This is a genomic window from Paenibacillus jilunlii (assembly GCF_900102965.1).
GTDB classification, from domain to species: domain Bacteria; phylum Bacillota; class Bacilli; order Paenibacillales; family Paenibacillaceae; genus Paenibacillus_AQ; species Paenibacillus_AQ jilunlii.
In genome coordinates, this window is the sequence record NZ_FNGM01000005.1 from 238430 (window position 1) to 260137 (window position 21708).

Sequence of the window (21708 nt, forward strand, 5' to 3'; positions counted from 1 at the left end):
TTCCGGGCCGAGGTAATTTTTTCTTGTTTGTCAAGTCGGCCAAAAAATATACTCTCTGAAATGTCAAAAAAGGTGCCCGAACCATTCACATGGCCCGGACACCTTGCTTCAGTTCTATAGGTTAATCGTTCAGATTCCAGCTGTCGAGGTATTCGACCTGTGCCGGAGTCAGGCTGTCAATGGAAATCCCCAGGCTCTCCAGTTTGAAGCGGGCTACCTGTTCGTCGAGATTGTAAGGCACATTCTCAACCTTGACGCCGATGGTCTTGTAATTGTCATTCACATATTTAAGCGAAAGGGCCTGCAGCGCAAAGGTCGTATCCATAATTTCAGCCGGATGGCCGTCGGCAGCTCCCAGGTTCACAAGACGGCCTTCAGCGAGCAGATACAGCTTGCGTCCGTCTTTCAACTGGTATTCTTCGATGTTCTTGCGCACGGTTCGCTGGGATACCGATCTGTCGGACAGTTCAGGCTTATTCACTTCAACGTCAAAATGGCCGGCATTGCACATAATCGCGCCATCCTTCATCACATCATAATGCTCTCCGCGGATGACGTAACGGTTGCCTGTCACCGTAACGAAGAAATCACCGTGTTTTGCAGCTTCCAGCATCGGCATTACATGGAAGCCATCCATGTGGGCTTCCACCGCTTTAATCGCGTCCACTTCGGTAACGATCACATTGGCGCCAAGACCTTTGGCCCGCATCGCCACACCTTTGCCGCACCAGCCGTAACCAACCACAACGACTGTTTTACCCGCTACAATCAGGTTAGTGGTGCGAACAATGCCGTCCCATGCTGATTGGCCTGTCCCGTAACGGTTGTCGAACAGATACTTGCAGTAGGCATCATTAACGGCTACCATCGGGAATTTCAGGATGCCCTGCTTCTGCAATGCTTTCAGCCGGATAATCCCGGTAGTGGTTTCTTCGGCACCGCCGCGAATGTTCTCCATCAGGTCCGGACGCTCGGAATGCAGCAGCGTGGCAAAATCACCGCCGTCATCAATGATCAGGTCCGGTTTACTTTCCAGAGCCTTGATATTCAGCGCCTTAAACTCTTCCGGTGACGGATTGTATTTGGCGAACACCGTAATGCCGTCTTCAACCAGCGCCGCACATACATCATCCTGGGTGGACAATGGATTGGAGCCGGTAATCGTAACCTCGGCACCGCCTGCCTGAACAACCTTTGCCAGATAAGCTGTTTTTGCTTCCAGATGAAGGGTGATCGACACTTTCAAGCCTTTGAACGGCTGCTCCGCTTCGAACTGTTCACGGATACGGTTAAGCACCGGCATATGCTGGCGAACCCAGTCGATTTTGAGATGCCCTTCCGGGGCCAGCGTCATATCCGCCACAATACTGTTTTCCTTCGACAATGAACTCATGATGATACCTCCTGAAAGTTTTATAAACATAGGCTTTAATTATTACATATAGATCATGCGGTGGGTTCCGCTGTAATCCGCAGGGATCGACATCAGTTCATCCAGCCACGCAGGGCCGTAACGGTTCAGATAATACATTACATTGTATACTCTTTCCTGCAGTTTACCCAGCGGCAACAGTGACAGCTCAATCCGCTCCCACTGCCGGAGCGCAGCTTCATTCTGCTTCTCCATCGCATCCCGGGCCTTGGCTTGAAGGAATGAGATCTGGTCCAGAATCTTGTCTTTGTTGTTTGCTCCCAGTTTAAGCAGTCCCGCCTGAATGGAACCCAGCTGTTCAATCAGCGGCTCATACATGGCTGAGAAAGCAGCCTTTGTATCTTCAAAACGCTGTTCCAGCCCCAACTCATCCTGAGCCGCGAGCCATTCTTTTCTTTTCTCGTCCAAGCCCTCAAGAACATCGCCAAAAACAAGCTGATACTTGTCCATGTGCTTATGCAGTGTGCCTTCCACGACTGTGAATGACATGCGCGGAATAATCAGCGGCATCCGCTCACCCACTACCTCAAATGCCAGCTGCGGAATAGCCCAATAGGCGATTTCACCTTGTCCCAGAACCGTAGCCAATACCGGCAGCACATAATCCTGCATCAGCGGTCTCGTCAGCACATTGTTGCTGAACTGCTCAGGGCGGGCTTCCAGCTGTTCCAGCAGTTCCTCCCGGGAAAAGGAAACCGTACCCTTGCGGTCTGTGAACCGCCCCTCCACTTTATGCAGCAGTAGGCGTGTTCCTTCTTGGATATAAAACAGATTGGCGCTGCCAGCAGCAACCGCAGCCTGAAGCTCATAGCCACTGTCTGTAATCTGTCCTGCCGCAGCTTGATAGGCCGCCTCCAGCTCATCGTTGTGTTCAATCAACGTTTGGAACATGGGGGCTTCCAGCCTGCGCAGCTCAGGATCTGCCGAATCCAGCAGAATAAGGCCAAATCTGCCGAACAGCGAGCCCATCAATTTGGCAAAAGCTTCGCTCAAGCTGCCTGCAGCAGCTGAAGATTCGCGGATAACTTCCATAATTTGCGGTTTGAATTCACTGTCCTGCAGCAAGCCGTCCAACTGCCCAATGATGTGCTGCCAGCTCTCTTCCTCCACCTTAATACTGCTGACGGAAGAACGGAGGTCCTCCGGTTTGTCCAGCTTAAGCCTGGCAATCTCTCCTGCGCGGTTCAGGACAAAGGTATGGTTGACCTCATCCCAGTCATGATCCTCCCCGGCAATCCAAAACAGGGGAACAACACGCCGCCCGAGCTGCGCGGCTGCTTCCCTTGCCGCCTGAATGGTTGTGATGGCCTTATATATGACAAAAAGCGGACCCGTCAACAAACCGCTCTGCTGGCCGCCGGTAACAACCAGCGTACCCCGCTGCTCCAGAAGCGCCAGTGAGTCCATCACTGCCGGATGGGGGTTCCACTTCAAATTATATTGCCGTAAACATTCAGCAATCCCGGCACGGTCAGCCCGCAGCTCTTCCGTGCTGTCCAGCCATGCTGCACGTTCCGCTCTGCTCTCCTCGCTGCGGAAGTCCCCACCGTACAAATGTCCTACCTTTTCATAATGATGTATATAGTCGCGGGCGAGTGCTGATCCCCCCGGGAGAGGTTCGGGTATTACATTCATGTGCAATTGCCTCCTGTTCTATGTACTGCTATATGTAATCATTAAGCCGGATAAACTCTTTATGATTGTATCCAAAGTTAGGGGCGGCGTCAAAGACACCTTGCTGGCGAAAAATAATAGGCGAGAGCTGAACGCTCCCGCCTTAGATGATGCTGCACTAAAATATGATAATGCTGCAGAATTGAACGGTCTGCTTATGCGTATTGCTTAGCAACGAAGTGCCCTTTTGAAACTTCGACCAATTGATAATCGCTGTCATTGGTTTTTTCGCCTGCAGCATAAATCGGAGTACCCAGTTCATCATGCAGATGAATGCGTTGCTTGTTCGCTTCAACCTCCGGATCCGGGACCGGAATCGCCGACAACAGCGACTTCGTATACGGATGAATCGGGTTGGCGTACAGTTCTTCACTTTCAGCCAGCTCAACCATTTTACCAAGGTACATTACGGCCACCCGGTCACTGATATGCTTCACCATGGACAGGTCATGTGCAATAAAAAGATATGTCAGTCCAAGACGGTCCTGCAATTCCTTCAGCAGATTGACCACCTGCGCCTGAATCGATACGTCCAGTGCGGAGATCGGCTCATCGCAGACGATGAATTTGGGATTCACCGCGAGCGAACGGGCAATCCCGATACGCTGGCGTTGTCCACCCGAGAATTCATGCGGATAACGTGTGGCATGGTCGTGGTTGAGCCCAACCATATCCAGCAGCTCTTCAATCCGTTTTTTGCGCTCTGCACGGCTTCCGGCCATCCCGTGAATGTCCAGCGCCTCACCAATGATATCCGAAACCGTAAACCGCGGATTCAGCGATGCATACGGGTCCTGGAAAATCATTTGCATATCACGGCGCATAGCCTTCATTTTGCCCGGAGACAATTTGTAGATATCCGTACCATTATACTTCACGCTTCCGGCAGTAGGTTCGTAAAGACGAAGCACTGTCCGGCCGGCAGTGGTTTTACCGCAACCGGATTCCCCTACCATCCCAAGGGTTTCGCCTTCGCGAATCGTGAAATTAATATTATCAACAGCCTTAAGAACTTTTCCCTTGCCGACATTAAAATACTTCTTAAGACCTTCAACTTCAATCAGGTTCTTACTCAAACGAACTGCACCTCCTTGGCCATCGAATGCAGATTCCAGCAGCGCGCCGTATGCGTTTCGCTGAATTCTGTTGCACCGGGATCGATTTGTTCGCAGACATGCATCGCTTCACTGCAGCGAGCTGTGAACGGACAGCCGACCGGCGGTTTGATCAGATCCGGGGGAGTACCGATGATCGGGATCAGCGGCTCGCCCTTCTTTTGGTCCAGACGCGGCATCGACCGCAGCAACCCTTTGGTATACGGATGCTGCGGGTTCTTAAAGATTTCCCATCTGGTACCCGTTTCCACCACTTCACCAGCATACATGACGATGACCCGGTCACACATTCCGGCAACAACGCCGAGATCATGTGTAATCAGAATGATGGAGGTCCCCAGCTTTTGCTGCATATCTTGCATAACTTCCATGATCTGCGCCTGAATCGTTACGTCAAGCGCTGTGGTCGGCTCATCTGCGATCAGCAGCGCCGGGCGGCAGGCCAGGGCAATGGCGATCATTACACGCTGGCGCATCCCGCCGGAGAATTCGTGGGGATATTGGTTAAAGCGAGCCTCCGCATTTTTGATGCCAACTAGCTTAAGCATCTCAACACCACGCTCTTTCGCTTCGGCCGCTGACATTTTCTGATGTTTGATCAAAACTTCGGTTATCTGTTTGCCCACCTTGATCATTGGGTTCAAAGAAGTCATCGGATCTTGAAAGATCATGCCAATATCTTTGCCGCGAATACTTTCCATTTGCTTCATGCTTTTGTCCAGCAGATTCTGTCCCTGAAAAATAATCTCGCCTTTTTTCACTTTGGAAGGAGGCGTAGGAATAAGCCGCATAATCGATTGCGCGGTCACACTTTTGCCGCTGCCGGATTCACCGACGATGGCTACTGTTTCACCTTTGCCTACTTCAAAATTCATCCCACGGACAGCTTGTACTTCTCCGCCTTTTACAAAAAAGGAAACATGCAGATCCTTGACTTGCAGAATGGGTTCCATCAATATTCACCTCCTATTTCTTCAGCTTAGGATCCAGTGCATCACGTAGACCATCACCAAAAATGTTAAAGGAAAGCATGGTCAAGCTTATCAGTATCGCCGGGAACAGGAAGCGCCACGGATAATAAAGCCAGCCAGTCAGTGAATCATTGATCATCGAACCCAGTGAAGCGATTGGAGCCTGTACCCCAAGACCGAGGAAGCTCAGGAACGCTTCGGCAAAAATAGCATTCGGTACGGACAGAGTAATCGTTACGATAATAGGTCCTACAGCATTTGGCAGCAGGTGGCGGAACAAAAGTCTTTTGGAGCCGGCACCCATGGAGCGCGAAGCCAGAACAAACTCACGGTTCTTGAGCTGCATAATCTCACCGCGGACAATCCAGGACATGGTAATCCAGCCCGTAATGGTCAGCGCCAGAATGATCGTCCCTAAGCTTGGTTCCATAACGACCAGCAGCAGGATAACCACCAGCAGATAAGGAATGGAATACAAAATTTCCGATATTTTATTCATAACATTATCTACACGGCCGCCAAAGAAGCCCATAATCCCGCCATAGATAACGCCAATGAACAAGTCGATGGCCGCAGCCGCCAAACCAACAATCAGTGAGATGCGTGCTCCATACCATGTACGGACAAAGATATCACGTCCCAGATCATCAGTGCCAAACCAATGGTCGGATGAAGGCGGTTTATTGGTGCTGAGCAAATCGTTAGAGTAGTAATTATATTTTGAGAACAACGGACCAATCAGTGAAGCCAGAACGATCAATCCAAGAACAATCAATGCGGTCATTGCCATTTTATTTTGGCGCAGGCGCTCCCAGGAATCCCTCCAAGCTGAAAGACTTTCCCGCTGAATAACCTCTGCCTGCTTCTCATCAATACCGATTTTCTGAAAATCTTCCGGTTTCAGGTTCGCATCCAGCGAACCCATATTTTTGTCAGATGCCAATCTTTAGCCCTCCTTTCCTCCAGTTAGTTTGATCCGCGGATCTATAAGTACATAAGCTATGTCTGTAATAAAGCGGGCCACCATGAGCAGAATACCATAGAAAATAGTAATCCCCATTATCACGGTATAATCACGGACACCGATGGCTTCCACAAACTGTTTACCGATACCACCGATACCAAAAATCTGCTCAATAACTACAGAACCGGTTACAATGTTAGCAGTCATAGGTCCCATGTAAGTAACAATCGGCAAAATCCCGTTGCGGAGAACATGACGGCTCAAAATAGCAAACCAGCTTAGACCTTTAGCCTTAGCCGTCTTGATATAATCTGCGTGCAGCACCTCAAGCATGCTGGAGCGGGTCAGACGCGCAATAAAGGCTATCGGCTGTGCCGAGAGCGCTGCTACCGGAAGGAAATAATACATGGGGCCCTTAAACCCTGAAACCGGAAACATATGAAACTTATAAGCGAACACATACTGCAGCAATGACGCGACAACAAAGCTCGGAACCGCAATCCCTAACACCGCCAGCACCATCGCAGCGCTATCAATAAATTTGCGGTGATAAAGTGCCGCCAGCATGCCGAGAATAACACCGACAATAACCGACACGATAATTGCGACAACTCCCAGCTTTAAGGACGCTGAAAAGGTCTGTCCGATCAAATGGGTTACATCCTGATTCAGCCGTTTCATGGATACACCCAGATCTCCTTGGGCAATCTCACCTAAATACTTAAAATACTGATGATAGAGCGGCTTGTCCAAACCATATTGCTCGTATAAACGCGCTTTAATTTCCGGCGGAACTTTTTTCTCGGAAGTAAACGGGTCCCCTGGAATAGCTTTCATCAGAAAAAAAGTCGCTGAAACAAGCACAAACAGCGATACAAGCATATAGAAAAATTTATTGGCAACATAACGAACCATCCCCATCAACACCTCCCCTGACAATTTTTTGTAGACATACAATAGAATTTTATTCAAAAAACGACGATTTGTCTATTTTCTAATTTTGTAAACTTGTGAAAACATTAACAAAAAGCCGCAAATACAAAAAAAAGGGATATATATGGAATTCCACATATATATCCCGAAGTGTACAGCTACCTTCAGATGAGTAACTATTTAATTTGGATGCTTAAGACTGATTCTTAGTGCTCGAGCAGATAGCCGCGAGTGAAGTCAACAGCACCACTGAAGTCAAGAGTTACACCTTTGAGGTATTCTTTAGTCAGGGAGTTGTTAGTGTAGTAGTAGATCGGCATGATAACCATATCGTCCTGAATCAGCATTTTTTCAGCTGCTGCAAAGTCTTCTTGGCGTTTTGCCAGGTCAGAGTTTGTTTTCGCATCTTTGATCAGTTTGTCATACTCAGGGTTGGCATAGCCGGCATCATTGTTACCGCCGCCTGTTACAAACATATCCAGGAAGGTCATTGGATCATTGTAATCCGCTGTCCAGCCGGCACGGGCGATCTGGTAGTTCTGGCTTTGACGGTTATCGATAAATACAGCCCACTCTTGGTTCACAGTGTTTACAGTAATACCAAGATTATTTTTCCACATATCAGCAATTGCCAGAGCAATCTTCTTGTGGTTTTCACTTGTGTTGTAGCTCAAATCAACTGGAGGAAGAGCAGTCAGACCTTCTTCTTTCAGACCTTCGGCAAGCAATGATTTAGCTTGTTCTACGTCTTCTGTGAAGTAGCTGTCTTTAACAGTATTGCGGTATTCACCGTCAACACCAGCAATCCCCGGTGGCACTAAACCAAATGCAGGAAGCTGTCCGCCCAGGGTAATGTTATCGATCAGGGCTTGACGGTTGATTGCCATAGTTAGTGCTTTACGAATCTTAACGTTGCTGAAAGGTTTTTCGGTAGTGTTGAAATAGTAGTAATAAGTTGCTGCGATACCTTTGGAAACAAACTCATTAGGAAGCTCTTTTTTGACTATAGGAAGTTGCTCTGATGGAATTTCACCATTAGGGTTACCGGCACGGTCAAGCTCGCCGTTTTTATAGCTCAGCAATTCAGTTGCGCCACTGTTAACAATGGAGAAGTCAATTTTGCTAAGTTTAATGGAAGCTGCGTCCCAATATTTTTCGTTTTTAGTCACTTGAATGGCTTGGCCAGTAGTCCATTCAGTCAGTGTGAATGCACCGTTGGTGATCATCGTGTCTTTGTTAGTTGCCCACTTCGGATTACCCTCAATGGATTTGTGCACAGGGTAATAAGTATAGAAGGACAGCAATCCAAGGAAGTAAGGTGTTGGAGATTTCAGCGTAACTTCAAGAGTTTTCGCATCAACGGCTTTTACGCCCACTTGGCTAAAATCTGTAACTTTTTTAGTGTAGTATTCTTCAGCATTTTTCAGGTAGTACAACTGATAAGCGTAAGGTGCAGTAGGATTTGTGTTAGGGTCGAGCACGATTTTCCATCCGCGAACGAAGTCTGCTGCTTCTACAGGATCGCCATTGCTCCATTGAGCATCACGCAGGTGAAAGGTATATACCAGACCGTCAGCGGAAATGTCCCACTTCTCAGCAATGCCCGGCTCAGCTTGACCAGTTTCGTCATTCATGCGGGTCAAACCTTCATACATGGTTTTCAAAACAGTATTTGCCTGGCTGTCTTGAGCTTGCGCCGGATCAAATGTAGGTGGTTCTGAAGTCAGGTTGACTCTAAGTGTTTGGTCAGCGGCCAATTTCTCGTCACCGGTTGCGGTGCCTGTGTTCGTGCTGCCTTCATTGCCTGGCGCGTTAGTCGCCGCAGCGTTGCCGTTGTTTGCTTTGTTTCCGCCGCAGCCAGCAAGCACTGTGCCGATCACGAGAACCAATGCAATCATGAGCAATAGACTTTTACTCTTCTTCATCTAGCAGTTCCCCCTAAATAGAATGTGGTATATGGTTTATGATTATACAACCAGTGGTCAAAAAAATCTAGAGCAATATTTTCTGAAAACACATTTTTTTTAAAAGTTAAAAATTTTGTGACATTGACGCTTTACCGGAGCAATGGAACATTACATGGCTTGTGATATGTAATGGACAAGGCCTACGACCATAAAGAGCACGTACATCGTTCCCATAAAAAAGAATGACAGCCTCCAAACAGCCCGAAATAACCGTTTTCCGTCCACGTTGCCTTTGAGGCGATTCTGGGCGCCTCCAATCAGTCCAGCGGATATTAATACAATAAGTAGTATAAGATAAAACCCGAAATTCGATTTGAAAATGGTATTGAACAAGGCCGACACGGAAAAAAATAAAAATACAGTCGTAATATCCATAGCGAGCAACAAGGTATTTCTTTTTTCTTTTCTGAGACCTACCCCTATGAAATATACAATTAAAAAAGGAACAACCGGAATAACGCTTAATGAAATGAACGAATTCCGCAGCAATTCCAAACAGCCTCACCTCTCCTTCACATTCATGCCTTCTACCAACCGGCAAATCCAGCGGTGTAAAGGGACCGCGATACCTGCTCTATCTGCCATCTCCACAATACTCCCGTTAATCCAGCGAATTTCCGTTGCTCTTGAAGCCAGAACATCGGCCAGCATCGATGAAGTGTTGCCCGAGGTCGCCCGGCAAACCTCCAGTATGTCCTCCCACGCATCAACGTCATATGCGATGCCGCAGGCATCATATACATTTGCGGCCTCGCGGTACAGTTCTTTCATTAACTGTATACGTTCCCCTGAGGCCGTCAGCTCGCCGTTCTGAATTCGCCAGATCGCTGTAAGCGGGTTAATCACAGCATTGATTAGCAGCTTCCGGTAAATCATGGTATCCACTTCTTTCGACATCCATGCGCGGAATCCTGCTGCAACAAGTGCCTTAGTCAAACTAATTGCCGCTGTTTCCTCTTCCAATCCTCCTTTTGCTGCATTTGTGGTTATGTTGCTTCTTTTCCCTATAAATGTTTCCCCGGTCCCTGCATGAATAACTTCTGTGAATGATTTCCGCTTAGCCGCTTCCGTTGTCACTGCCGCCCAGACTGAAGCCTGCGGCAAGAGCTCCTGAAGCAGCTCCAGGTGCCCATTGCCATTCTGAAAACAAACCGCTTGGAGCCTAGTCTCCCGAAGTGGGGCAAGAATCTCCGGCAACGTATCGTGAAAGGCATTCTGTTTGAGCATAATTGCCGTCCAGTCCCCCGGCACCCGGATTACGGTTTCTGCGAATTCGTCTATAGGGCCTGCCCGAAAGCTGCCGCCCGCAAGATGAAGAGGAAGGTTTCCGGCCTCATAGCTTATGGTGATGCCCTGCCGGGATAATTCCCCCGCCTGTTCGTCGCTCCGGCACCACAGTCTGACCTCTGCTCCGGCGTGAATAAGCTTCCCGGCCAGCAGAAGCCCAAGTGAGCCTGCGCCAATAATATCGATTTTCATGGTGACACCTGCCGCCTTTACGCAATTTTCCTAATTATATCCTTCGTTCTCCGGCAAAAGCAAAACCGGTCCGGCAAATACAAAATACCCGCAAACACGGGCGTAAGCCACTGCATGCGGGATTTGACGAAGCATGTGAGTTTATTCAATCCGTTCCAGATTGCCGTTTGCATCCATTTTGAAGCGGGTCTTCATTTCCTCTTCTTCTTCATTAAGAAAAGCGAGCCTGCGCGCCCGGTCCATGATTTGGATAAGCGCCTTGTAATCATCGTTGACTACACGGTAATCACTCTGGGCCAGATTAACCTCTTTGGATAACCTTTCATTTTCCAGCCTAAGCTCAGTTAATTCATCTTCCTTTTCCCGCAAGTCCCTTTCGAGCATTTTGAGCTGGCGTCCTGCTTCCTGAAAGCTGCCCTTCCACTGTCTCAAAAACCGGATTACGGCATCAATGGACAATGAATTTTCACCCAGCTCCTCGCTGCGGCTGTATTCCTCTTCAATGTCTCCGAGAATGAGACCTGCAACCTGTGCGCCTCGGGCGGAAGGCTGCTTTTTCAAGTAACTCCGCTTCTGGCGTTGACTTTTGGCAATACCGATTGCATCTTCATAGCTTTTGCGAACACAGCTGTTCCAGCGAAATCCGCATGCCGCCGAGGTTCTGCCGATTTTTTCACCCACCTCTTCAAAAGCAGCAAGCTGTGTGCTGCCTTCCCGGATATGACGCAGCGTTATTTCGGCCAATATCAAATCATCTTCTGCGCTCCAAGCGTCCTGTCTAACGGCTGTCATAAAGCCTAACCCTCCTAACAACATCATGAAATAACCATCTTCATAACCGGCAGCTCCGCCGGATAGTGAATAGGATAAAAGCTGCTTACTCCATTTCTATGCCTCTATTAGAGTTCATAGAATCTATTTGATACTAAATTGTATTTCCATTTTGGCGGAACATCATACTTGTTATGCTATAAATTCTCTATTTTCATTCCTGCGCATGAAGTCTATAACAAAAATCATATTTATTCCGGATTTACAGCTTTTTTTCAATGAATTCGTTTACACCGTTTGTTTCTACAGTTATAATAAAGCTCAAATAAGGAATTTCCGGATACTACAGGGGGGGGATGATCTCTTGGACCGTATGTTTCGTGTCTTGGGTTTTTTTACGCTCGTTATTGGACTCATGGCTTTTGCCGGGGATTTGAAGGAAATGGCCCTGCTTTTCTTTTTGCAAACCGCTTTTTTCGTCATCCTGGGATATATGAAATTTACGGAGAAGACCTACATCCTGCTGTTTTGGGGATATATGATTTTGACTTTTACCGGCTTCAGCTACTGGACCATTTTTGAAATGGGCCTGCCGTTGTAAGCTCTTTTTTGCAAAACAGGAAACGGAGGCTGTTCCTTACATAAGGAATGCTTCCGTTTTTTTGTGCGAATACACTAGGTCCCGGATAGAAAAGAGGGTATGATATTTTAACAGGGCTAATCATATGAATAGTACATACATATTCTGATCCTTATAAGGTGGTGGAGTGGTGCAATCCCGCAATAATCGAAGCCGTTATACTGTTATGCTGCTGATCCTGCTCTGCTTCACAGTGCTGCCGCTGGCGCCTCCTGCTTTTTTGTCGGCTGATCCTGGTACGGGCCTGACCGCCTCCCCTCCTGTCATGCCTGACAACGAAGAAACCCGCAGGCTGCTGGAACAGACCTTATCCTCAGCGGAAATTGAACAGGAGATCGCCCGGATCAACACGGAGCAAAAGGCCCTGGAACAGCAAGCAGGTATGTTGGAAAAAAAGGCCTCTGCTCAAAAAAAGGCTATTACAGACCAGCAGGAACGGGCCGGTGCCATCATACGGTCTTATTATATGGGAGAAAGAGATGGACTCCTGGCGGCCGTACTCTCGGCCAAAAGCATCAGCAGACTGCTGGCCTTGTATGATTATTATGAAATCGTGATCGGAAGGGACCAAGATATCCTGTCTCAATATGACGAAGAGTACAAGAAGCTGAAAGCGACCCTTACTGCAGCACAGCGCAGCTCACAAGAGCTTGCCGAGCTTAAAGCCGTGTTGGAGGAGCAGAAGGCCCGTGTGGCCATTTTGAATGAAAATATTGAAAGCGGCATTCAATCCAGCAGTGATCCGGCAAGAATGAGCGCCTTATTAGAGGAATTTGCGAAGTATTGGGAAAATATCGGGATTCACGAAGTCAAAACCTATTTCAAAGCCCTGTCGTCCGCCATGAAGCACCTGCCGCAGTTCGTACAAGGCCGTGACGGCCTCCTGACCCGTAAAGGTATGACCTATAATCTGGCCTTAAAGGAAGAGGATCTGAACGAATTCCTGGTGTCGCAAAACCCTTTGTTTCAGGATTTCGCCTTTCACTTCAACAACAATGAAGTCACAGCCTCCGGCAAAAGCGGAGGATTATCGATGACGCTGACCGGACATTATACGATCCAGGAGGAACCGGTCAACGGGCTGATGTTCCATGTAGATCATGTGTTGTTCAACGGTCTGGAGCTCCCGGATACTACCCGTAAAGCGCTGGAGGAAGAATTCGATCTTGGGTTTTATCCGGAAAAAATCGTTTCCTTCCTGCGTGCTACCGAGGTAAGCAGTGCGGATGGTGTACTGCATGTGAAGCTCTCTCTTTCATTCTAAGGCCTCAGCCACCGCAGCGGTGTAACCTGCCGGATCAAGCTTGCCTGTCAGCAGCTGTGTCACTGCCGCCGAGAGTTCCGTCCAGCCGCCTGCCGATTCATGCTCAAGGTCAGCTTCATCAGTAAAGAGCAGCGCGGTGTCAAAAGGCAGCTTCACACTTTCCGGCAGCCCGGAATGGTACAGCTCATCCAGTGCCGGGAGCCGCCCCGTATTCTTCAGCCATTCCAGCTGTGCAGAGCTTGAAGTGACATAGGCAAGCCATTGGACAGCAGCCTCCGGATTGCCCGACTGTGCCGGAAGAGCAAAGAACCGGCTGTGAATTGCCTCATACCTTAACCCGCTGCTGCCGGTAAGCGGTGCTTCGGCAGCCAGTGATGAATTTCCGTGCAGCTGCCATTCCGATAACGGAAGAGCGGCAACTGCTATGGTGCCATCCTGCAGCATATCCCAGAGATCCGGATTCGTATTGCTGGTGAGGTAGAAATGGCTGCCTGCGTATTGCGTCCATTCCAGCAGCGCCGGATTAACAGACTGCAGGCTGCCGCCCATGCTCTCCAGCACAGCGGAATATCCATATGGATTGCGGGTATCCATCGCCAGTAAATATTGCCGCTTCTCCGGATGCTCCCGAATAACCTTAAGCAGCGCGTTCCACTGCTCCATGCTTCTGGGCAATCCTGTGATTCCCAGTTCCGAGAGATGCTGCGGCGAATATACAAGCACATAGGGATCAATATCAAGAGGGACTCCCCAATCATAACCATTCCACTGCATTTGCGGGATCAGTGTAGTTAGCGGAGCACTCCCGGGAACACTCTGGTAAATATCAACCGGAAGCAAGTAACCCTGAGTAGCCAAATCCGTGATGCTCCGCCCATCCGTCATTATAATATCCGGACTGTTGCCAATCGTCAGATCTTGCTTCAGAACCCCGTCTGCCTCTCCGCTGCCCACATTACTTAGGATAACTTGAGTTCCGCTGAACAAGCTGTAATTGTTGCTGATCCGCTGCAGTTCATTAAATTCCTCATCGCTTAAAGACACCCGGATATTCAGACTTTGAATCCTGTCTTTATCACCGGAAGCGGGACGCTCCGATTGATTCAGCTGCTGCTTCAGCGGATGGGTATCTTCCCGGGTATCCAGCTCCATGCTGGGGGACAGGCTTGTCAGCGACAGCAATAAAATAGCAAACAGCAGCCAGTAGTTTCTCCTTCTCAGCACGTTCCTTCTCCTCCCGCCTATAACTCGTCTTCCCCATTTTACCAGAAGCCTCCCTGCTTGTCTGCCGGGTTGAAAACGTTCTCTTCTATTATATAGGTGTGAACGGCGAGGACTTCAAATTTTGCGGCATTGGGCCATTCCAAGAAAGCTTTGGACTTCCGATCGCTGTTATCCTCAGATTTCCTGATTTGAATTTACCGCCGCCGCGGTAGAAATCCGAGGATAGCATATGCTTTCGAGGCGAGCTTTCCTACGGAAAGCTTTCAGGCGAACGCTGCCGCTTCTCCAGTTCCAAACTTTCTTTCCATTCTTTTGCCGCCAAAAAAATCACCCCCCGCCGTTCATTGGGGGCGGCAAAAGAAACAGCCGGGAGTGAGTTCTCCCGGCTGATTGCTGAAACCAGATCGGCCTGCAGACTTGAGATAGCCTGCAAACCAACATACATCGTATATACTGGCATATGCCGCCAACAATCTATTGCACTTTATACACTCAAATTTGCAAAAATCTGCCCCATTTTGATTTCTATTGCACTTTGTACACTAGATTTCCCGGATTTAACCCAAAGAGGGAGTATTTCTTAAAATCTGTTGCACGAAATACAGCAGATTGTGTTGAGACAGCTATTTCTCCCTCATTCTGTTGTATAAAGTGCAATCACACTAACTCTGGTTCTAGTTACGACTAAGCTTAGCGACTGGGCTAGCGCGACTGAGTTAGAGCGACTGAGCTGGAGCGGCTGAGCTAGATTGAGCTAGAGCGACTGTACTGGAGCGGCTGAGCTAGCACGACTGTGCTGGATTAGCTGTGCTAGAGCGGCTAAGGCGAACGATAGTATCTACATGGGTGGAACTAGCTCTATAAGCCAAAACCTGCACTACAGCAGATCAGCCGCCAGCTGGGCCAGGTGCGAACGCTCGCCCTTTTCAAGGGTAATATGGCCGCTGATGCCCTGCTGCTTGAACTTCTCCACAATGTAGCTGAGCCCGTTGCTTGCAGCATCGAGATAAGGATGGTCAATCTGTTCCGGGTCGCCCATGAGGATCACTTTACTGCCTTCCCCGGCCCGGGAGACAATGGTCTTCACCTCATGGCGGGACAGGTTCTGGGCCTCATCGATGATGATGAATTGAGACGGGATCGAACGTCCGCGGATGTAGGTGAGGGCCTCCACTTGAATGCTGCCCAGTCCCATCAGGATTTTATCGATATCGCCGGACTTCTTCGTATCGAACAGAAATTCCAGATTATCGTAAATCGGCTGCATCCAGGGACGAAGCTTCTCGTCCTTCTCACCCGGCAGATACCCGATATCCTTCCCCATTGGAACGACCGGACGGGCGATCAGCAGCTTCTTGTACTTATGCTCATCTTCAACCTTGAACAGTCCGGCAGCCAGGGCCAGCAAGGTTTTGCCAGTTCCCGCTTTGCCGGTAATGGTCACCAGCGGGATATCATCATTCAGCAGCAGTTCCAGCGCCATCCGCTGCTGGGCGTTGCGTGCACTGATTCCCCATACCGCATCATTTCCGAGATAGAGCGGCTCCAGGCGGGACGCGTCGCTATTGACTTTGAGCAGAGCCGACTTGCCGGTGCCAATCTCATCCTTCATGATAACGAACTCATGCGGGTACAGCGTGTAAGACAAGGCCAGTTGTTTGACGGACAAAGAACGGTGGCTGTAATATTCATCAATCAGCGAAGGATGTACCATTAGCGACTGATACCCTGCATACAGCTCGTTCAAATCACCGGTGCGGTCGGACAGATAATCCTCCGGTGTAATGCCTAGCACATCCGCCTTAATGCGGACGAGCACATCTTTACTCACGAGTACCACAGGACGCGGTTCAGCCTTTTCATTCTCCTCATGGAGATAATTAAGTGCGACAGCCAAAATCCGGTTGTCATTGGACACTTCGCCGAACATTTCCTGTACCTTAACGAAGCTGCGGTGGTTAAGCTCTACCTTCAGCGTGCCTCCATGCTCGAGTACCACACCGCTATGCAGGTGGCCCAGTTCACGAAGTCCGTCTAATAAGCGCGACACGGTGCGGGCGTTGCGGCCGATTTCATCGGCATTACGCTTCTTGGAGTCGATTTCTTCCAGGACTACAGCCGGAATGACCACTTCATGCTCCTTGAAAGCAAAAATCGAATTGGGGTCGTGCAGAAGCACGTTGGTGTCTAGTACAAATATCTTTTTCATGTTATCCCCTCCACAGCGCCTGGTTTGATTGATCATACATAACTCCATTCAGCAAGGGCAAGCTAAGATAAAAAACTGATCTATTGGCTGAAAGGAGTACGCACATATGAGAAAATCAATGTGTCTGTTGCTGGTACTGCTGCTGCTGACAAGCTGCGGTATCGCTAATAAAGAGTCATCACCCTCTCCTCAGGATAATCAATCGGCAAAAGCTTTGAGCAGCCAGGGGAACCGCGAAGTGCAGAATTTGGCAGATGGAAGTGATGCAGGCCTTACGCCTCAATCACAGCCCGGACAACCTTCGGACGCTGGAGATGAAAGCGATGTTGCGCTTAAAGACCATTTTGAGCAGTTGGCCAGTAGAGTTCCCGGTGTAAAGGGCGCTCACTGTGTAGTCATGAACAACGTCGCCGTAGTTGGTATTGATGTTGACGGAACACTTACCCGGTCACGGGTAGGAAATATCAAATATTCCGTGGCTGAAGCCATCCGCAAGGACCCGAGAAGTGTAAAAGCACTTGTCACTGCCGACATGGATGTCTCCAGCAGACTTGCTGAAATGGGACGCCATATCAGCAAAGGACACCCGGTATCCGGATTCGCCTCCGAGATGGCCGACATTATCGGCCGCATTATGCCGCAGCTTCCGGAAGATACGAAACCTCGGGGCAACCAATAGCCGGCAGAACCTTCGAACCTTTGGATGCAGAAACGGTTAGGCTATTCCTAAAAAGGCATCCGGTACTGCAAATAAGGATGATGGATAAAAGGAAATACATCCTTATAGTTAAAAAAAGCCTAGTGAGATCATCACTGGGCTTTTTGCATGGCAGCAAACACCTGTCCGTCCAGCTTCTCAGCCGCACGTGCATCGTATACCTTAGCATATTTTGGGGCGGACTCCAGCTGAGCGCCATAGAACAGCGCATTGCGGACCGCTTCAATTTCAACATCAAAACAGCACATTTTGAACGGAACATCGGGCAGCGGGTCCTGCCTCACCAATGCACGCCCGTTGATTGCATGCACGGTTCCCTCGCCAAACACCGTTATGGTCACGAGCGGATTAACTTTCATATTGTTCACAAGTCTGGAGCGGTGGTCCACTGCAAGACGCACTGTAGAAGGGCTCACTGCATAGATCCAGGAAATAGCGGTGGACGTAGGCCCGCCGGATTCCGCATCCACAGTGTTCAGCAGAACAAAAGTCTCTGACTGCAGCATGGTTAGCAGGGTTTCATTAAGCTGTGCAACGGCTTCGGACATAAGTACAGGCCCCCTATGACGCTTGAATGCATTCAATTTATTATATTATATCACATGCCCGAACTTGCATTCAATTTTGAGAATCTGCCGTGCCGCCGGGTGCAATACCCGCAATCCGGTCATGAAGGCTTTGCTTCGCGGCCTCAAGCTCTTTATCGTTAATATATACATATGGACTGCGCCAGGTTCCGGTCACCGGCTTAAATTCAATATTCTCTTTCGATATTTTCCAATAGGCAGAGATTATATTTTTGATCTGCGCATTTTCGATATCCGTCTTCATGTTGTCATCCACCGCGTCCAGCACTTTGCCAATCTTCAGAACGCCGCCCAGAGACTGCATCTGTCCGACTAAAGAATTCAGCACCTCATTCTGGCGTTTGTTGCGGTCAAAGTCGTCGGATGCCTTCGTTTTCGGACTGCAGTTCGACTTGCGGTAGCGCACGTAGTCGAGTGCATCACCCCCATTCAGCCGGGCTGGACCCTTGGTCAGATTGATATCCGTACCATCCACACTATCGGTATAGCACATATTCTCACTGATATTAACATCTACGCCGCCCAGTTCATCCACAACATCACGGAAACCTTGAAAATCAAGCACGGTCGCATAATCTACGTCGATATCCAGATACTTGCCCATCATCGTCTTCATTTCGTCTTCGGCAAGAATACCTGAGGTCTTCTCCTTGCTCTTGAAGCGGGCATAAAATGCATTGATTTTGGTTTTCTTGTATCCGCTAAGCTCCACATACGTGTCACGGGGAAGTGAGACCACCGTAGCGGACTGTGTTTTGGGATTGAGGGCCACAACCATAATAACATCCGTTAGATTGGAGGGATGTTTGGGCCGGTTGTCCGTCCCCAGCAGCAGTATGGTGATGGGCTTCTCTGCAGCGGAATGGCCAGCCTTAACGGGCTTATCCACGCCAAAGCTTCCATGATCAAACTTCCAATACAGATATCCTGCATATCCCAGCACGGCCAGAATGGCAATAATCAGAAGGGTTAATACCATTTTCCCCATTCTCGCCAATGCTCCGCGTTTCTTAACTTGTTTTTTCTTTTGTACGGTTCTGGCCGCGCTGTTCGGCTGCGGTCTGCCATTTCTTGGGTTGCCGCCGGATCTTGGCGGCAAACTTCCTTTACTTGTACTCATAATGAAATAAGGTCCTTTTCGTTTCAACTGGTATTAGATGGCTTGCTCTTTCTATTAGACGAAATCAAGCTGCAAAAGTTGCGGTTACTGCTGTTTGCCCGCTGCCGCCGCCTTGCGTTTCTGCCGGGCCTCCACCATGTAGCGGACTCTCACCAGCAGCATAAGGCCTACAGCCACTAGCAGACACTGAATAATCGGCAGCTTGTCATGCTGGAAGATGAGCAGCATTCCTGAGCCGAGCGCCATCATAAGATAGAGGACAATCTCCTTGCCGATCGGCAGCTTCTGATTCACTCGGAAAACACGGTTATACACATAAGTCAGCAAAATAAAAATGACAATATAAGCCACAACAGGATGCTCTGCGAACCAGCTCTGCACAGCTCGTCACTCCCTCCGGGAATAAGTTCGCTTACATTATATCATCCGCCGGGACATTATACCGCAATTAATCCTAAGAATTTGATATATCCACTTCAGGAAAAAAGAACAGCCGCCGGATGTTATCCGGCGGCTTATACGAGCAAAGAATCGGTTCAAGCTCCAAAAGGGAACACCCTACGCCTTAAAACTTAGGCTTGGCTGGCTTGCGCAGCTTTGCGCTGCTTTTCTACACGTTCACGTTCGCCCTTGTTCAGGATTTTTTTACGCAAACGGACAGATTTAGGCGTGATTTCGCAATATTCATCATCGTTCAGGTACTCAAGCGCACCTTCCAGTGAGAACAGGCGAGGCGTCTTCATCTTTACGGTTTCATCCTTCGTCGCAGAGCGGACGTTGGTCAGTGCTTTTTCCTTGCAGATGTTGACGATAATGTCATTATCGCGGGTATGCTCGCCTACGATCATACCTTCGTAAATTTCAGTACCCGGCTCCAGGAAGAGGATACCGCGGTCTTCAACCCCCATCATGCCGTAGAATGTGGTTGTTCCGGTCTCGCTGGATACCAGCACGCCTTGATGGCGTCCGCCAACCTGTCCGCCAATCAGAGGAGCGTAGCTGTCAAAGGCGTGGTTCATTACACCATAGCCGCGTGTCAGCGTCAGGAAGTACGTGTTGTAGCCAATCAGGCCGCGTGCCGGGATCAGGAACTCCAGGCGCACCTGTCCGGTCCCGTGATTGATCATATTGACCATTTCCGCTTTGCGGGTACCCAGGCTTTCCATTACGGCGCCCATGCTTTCTTCCGGAATATCAATCATCAGACGCTCAAGCGGCTCCATTTTGACACCATCGATTTCCTTCACGATAACCTCTGGCTTGGATACCTGCATTTCGTAGCCTTCACGGCGCATATTCTCAATCAGAATCCCCAGGTGAAGCTCACCGCGTCCGGACACGATAAATGCGTCAGGGCTGTCAGTTTCCAGCACACGCAAGCTCACATCGGTTTCCAGTTCTTTGAAGAGGCGTTCACGCAGCTTGCGGGAAGTTACCCATTTACCTTCTTTGCCGGCAAAAGGACTGTTGTTCACGAGGAACGTCATTTGCATCGTCGGCTCATCAATCTTCAGAACAGGCAGCGCTTCAGGATTCTGCGGATCAGCAATTGTTTCACCGATGTTGATATCCTTGATCCCGGCAATCGCCACAATGTCACCTGCGCCCGCTTCGTCGGTTTCCACCCGCTTCAGGCCCTGGAAGCCAAAAAGCTTCTCAATGCGGGCTGTTTTGCTCTTGCCGTCACGCATGATCACAGTAACGGATTGGCCTTGCTTGATTACACCGCGGTTCACACGTCCGATCGCGATGCGTCCCAGGTATTCGTTATAATCCATCAAAGTAACAAGGAACTGCAGCGGCTCGTCTACTTTTTCAGTTGGAGCAGGGATATGCTCGGTAATGGTTTCATAAAGGGCAAGCATGTTATCGTCCTGCTTCTCAGGGTCCATGCTGGATGTGCCGTTCAATGCGGAAGCATACACAACCGGGAATTCCAACTGGTCATCACTGGCTTCCAGCTCAATGAACAGGTCCAGCACTTCATCAATAACTTCCTTCGGACGGGCTGCAGGACGGTCAATCTTGTTCACGACAACGATAGGTGTCAGGTGCTGCTCCAGCGCTTTGCGCAGAACGAATTTCGTTTGCGGCATGCAGCCTTCGTAAGCATCTACAACCAGCAGTACACCGTCAACCATCTTCATGATGCGTTCCACTTCACCGCCGAAGTCGGCGTGTCCCGGAGTATCTACAATGTTAATCAGGAACTCTTTATAGGTAATAGCTGTATTTTTGGCTAGGATGGTAATTCCGCGTTCCCGCTCCAGATCGTTCGAGTCCATGGCCCGTTCTTGAAGGTGCTCGTGCGCACTGAAAATCCCGGACTGCTGCAGAAGCTGATCGACGAGTGTAGTCTTGCCATGGTCAACGTGGGCAATGATCGCAATATTGCGGATATCTTTTCTTGAATGCATGATTTGTATCCAAATCCTCTCATTTATCAAATTAAAAATGTTTAAATTTATAGCTTGTCGCGGCAGTCTCACAAAAGAAGCGCCAGGCAGAAAGCCGACGCTTCAACATATCCTTAATATTATAGTGAAAGCACTATGAAAAGCAAGTCTTTTTATGAAAAAACGCTTTCCAGCTCCGTTTAATTTTGCTAAAGTTGCATTCGGGCAAATTTCCTGTTACCTC

21 protein-coding genes are annotated in these 21708 nt (G+C 49.1%); 4 read left to right on the forward strand and 17 right to left on the reverse strand.

Annotated features, from left to right (window positions below; translation table 11 throughout):
* Positions 1 to 121 precede the first annotated feature (121 nt).
* Both BLQ82_RS11735 and bshC read right to left on the reverse strand, forming a co-directional pair.
* Entirely contained in the window at positions 122 to 1393 is a 1272-nt protein-coding gene (locus BLQ82_RS11735) for an adenosylhomocysteinase (RefSeq protein WP_062527007.1), read from the reverse strand.
* A 42-nt stretch (positions 1394 to 1435) separates the two neighbouring features.
* Complete coding sequence (gene bshC, locus BLQ82_RS11740; RefSeq protein ID WP_062527005.1) at positions 1436 to 3067, reverse strand: bacillithiol biosynthesis cysteine-adding enzyme BshC; 1632 nt, start codon at positions 3065 to 3067, stop codon at positions 1436 to 1438.
* A 61-nt stretch (positions 3068 to 3128) separates the two neighbouring features.
* Here bshC and BLQ82_RS32370 point away from each other — a divergent pair, with 61 nt between their 5' ends.
* Positions 3129 to 3278, forward strand: coding sequence for a hypothetical protein (locus BLQ82_RS32370; protein ID WP_163704271.1), 150 nt, complete (start codon positions 3129 to 3131; stop codon positions 3276 to 3278).
* Here the strand turns inward: BLQ82_RS32370 and BLQ82_RS11750 are convergent.
* The 8 genes from BLQ82_RS11750 to BLQ82_RS11785 all read right to left on the reverse strand — a co-directional run bounded on the left by BLQ82_RS11750 (position 3262) and on the right by BLQ82_RS11785 (position 11327).
* A complete protein-coding gene (locus BLQ82_RS11750) occupies positions 3262 to 4182 on the reverse strand; it encodes an ABC transporter ATP-binding protein (RefSeq protein WP_062527000.1) in 921 nt (306 codons plus the stop codon). The genes BLQ82_RS32370 and BLQ82_RS11750 overlap by 17 nt on opposite strands.
* Positions 4179 to 5174: an ABC transporter ATP-binding protein gene (locus BLQ82_RS11755; protein WP_062526998.1), complete on the reverse strand. Its 996-nt coding sequence runs from the start codon at positions 5172 to 5174 to the stop codon at positions 4179 to 4181. Before BLQ82_RS11755 ends, BLQ82_RS11750 begins: the two co-directional genes overlap by 4 nt.
* Positions 5175 to 5187: 13 nt before the next feature.
* Entirely contained in the window at positions 5188 to 6117 is a 930-nt protein-coding gene (locus BLQ82_RS11760; protein WP_036706687.1) for an ABC transporter permease, read from the reverse strand.
* Positions 6118 to 6138: 21 nt separating this feature from the next.
* A complete protein-coding gene (locus BLQ82_RS11765; RefSeq protein WP_062527783.1) occupies positions 6139 to 7071 on the reverse strand; it encodes an ABC transporter permease in 933 nt (310 codons plus the stop codon).
* A gap of 224 nt (positions 7072 to 7295) precedes the next feature.
* A complete protein-coding gene (locus BLQ82_RS11770) occupies positions 7296 to 9014 on the reverse strand; it encodes a peptide ABC transporter substrate-binding protein (protein ID WP_062526995.1) in 1719 nt (572 codons plus the stop codon).
* 150 nt (positions 9015 to 9164) lie between these two features.
* Positions 9165 to 9551: a DUF3397 domain-containing protein gene (locus BLQ82_RS11775; protein WP_062526994.1), complete on the reverse strand. Its 387-nt coding sequence runs from the start codon at positions 9549 to 9551 to the stop codon at positions 9165 to 9167.
* 6 nt (positions 9552 to 9557) lie between these two features.
* The gene (locus tag BLQ82_RS11780) at positions 9558 to 10535 is read right to left on the reverse strand and encodes a ketopantoate reductase family protein (protein ID WP_062526992.1); all 978 of its coding nucleotides are present in this window, start codon (positions 10533 to 10535) and stop codon (positions 9558 to 9560) included.
* 141 nt (positions 10536 to 10676) lie between these two features.
* Positions 10677 to 11327 carry an RsfA family transcriptional regulator gene (locus BLQ82_RS11785; protein ID WP_020427860.1) on the reverse strand — a complete coding sequence of 217 codons (651 nt, stop codon included), beginning with the start codon at positions 11325 to 11327 and terminating at the stop codon, positions 10677 to 10679.
* Positions 11328 to 11670: 343 nt separating this feature from the next.
* Between BLQ82_RS11785 and BLQ82_RS11790 the strand changes: the two genes are divergently transcribed.
* Both BLQ82_RS11790 and BLQ82_RS11795 read left to right on the forward strand, forming a co-directional pair.
* On the forward strand, positions 11671 to 11907 hold the full coding sequence (locus BLQ82_RS11790) for a DUF2626 domain-containing protein (protein ID WP_020427861.1): 237 nt from the start codon (positions 11671 to 11673) through the stop codon (positions 11905 to 11907).
* Between the two features lie 169 nt (positions 11908 to 12076).
* Entirely contained in the window at positions 12077 to 13210 is a 1134-nt protein-coding gene (locus BLQ82_RS11795; RefSeq protein ID WP_244280768.1) for a coiled-coil domain-containing protein, read from the forward strand.
* Here BLQ82_RS11795 and BLQ82_RS11800 read toward each other — a convergent pair.
* The 3 genes from BLQ82_RS11800 to BLQ82_RS11810 form a co-directional block, all read right to left on the reverse strand.
* Entirely contained in the window at positions 13202 to 14434 is a 1233-nt protein-coding gene (locus BLQ82_RS11800) for an extracellular solute-binding protein (RefSeq protein ID WP_062526990.1), read from the reverse strand. The genes BLQ82_RS11795 and BLQ82_RS11800 overlap by 9 nt on opposite strands.
* A gap of 250 nt (positions 14435 to 14684) precedes the next feature.
* Positions 14685 to 14894, reverse strand: coding sequence for a hypothetical protein (locus tag BLQ82_RS11805; protein ID WP_062526988.1), 210 nt, complete (start codon positions 14892 to 14894; stop codon positions 14685 to 14687).
* Positions 14895 to 15311: 417 nt separating this feature from the next.
* On the reverse strand, positions 15312 to 16643 hold the full coding sequence (locus BLQ82_RS11810) for a PhoH family protein (protein ID WP_062526986.1): 1332 nt from the start codon (positions 16641 to 16643) through the stop codon (positions 15312 to 15314).
* 106 nt (positions 16644 to 16749) lie between these two features.
* On the opposite strand from BLQ82_RS11810, the gene BLQ82_RS11815 reads away from it, so the two are divergent.
* Positions 16750 to 17322, forward strand: coding sequence for a YhcN/YlaJ family sporulation lipoprotein (locus BLQ82_RS11815; RefSeq protein WP_062526984.1), 573 nt, complete (start codon positions 16750 to 16752; stop codon positions 17320 to 17322).
* A 131-nt stretch (positions 17323 to 17453) separates the two neighbouring features.
* Here the strand turns inward: BLQ82_RS11815 and BLQ82_RS11820 are convergent, their stop codons facing one another.
* The 4 genes from BLQ82_RS11820 to typA form a co-directional block, all read right to left on the reverse strand.
* Complete coding sequence (locus BLQ82_RS11820; protein WP_062526982.1) at positions 17454 to 17909, reverse strand: PNPOx family protein; 456 nt, start codon at positions 17907 to 17909, stop codon at positions 17454 to 17456.
* Positions 17910 to 17979: 70 nt separating this feature from the next.
* Positions 17980 to 19068 carry an LCP family protein gene (locus BLQ82_RS11825; RefSeq protein ID WP_062526981.1) on the reverse strand — a complete coding sequence of 363 codons (1089 nt, stop codon included), beginning with the start codon at positions 19066 to 19068 and terminating at the stop codon, positions 17980 to 17982.
* 84 nt (positions 19069 to 19152) lie between these two features.
* Positions 19153 to 19449: a YlaH-like family protein gene (locus BLQ82_RS11830; protein WP_062526978.1), complete on the reverse strand. Its 297-nt coding sequence runs from the start codon at positions 19447 to 19449 to the stop codon at positions 19153 to 19155.
* A 191-nt stretch (positions 19450 to 19640) separates the two neighbouring features.
* Positions 19641 to 21485 (reverse strand): translational GTPase TypA, encoded by a 1845-nt coding sequence (gene typA / locus BLQ82_RS11835; RefSeq protein ID WP_062526977.1) that lies wholly within the window; start codon positions 21483 to 21485, stop codon positions 19641 to 19643.
* Positions 21486 to 21708 lie beyond the last annotated feature (223 nt).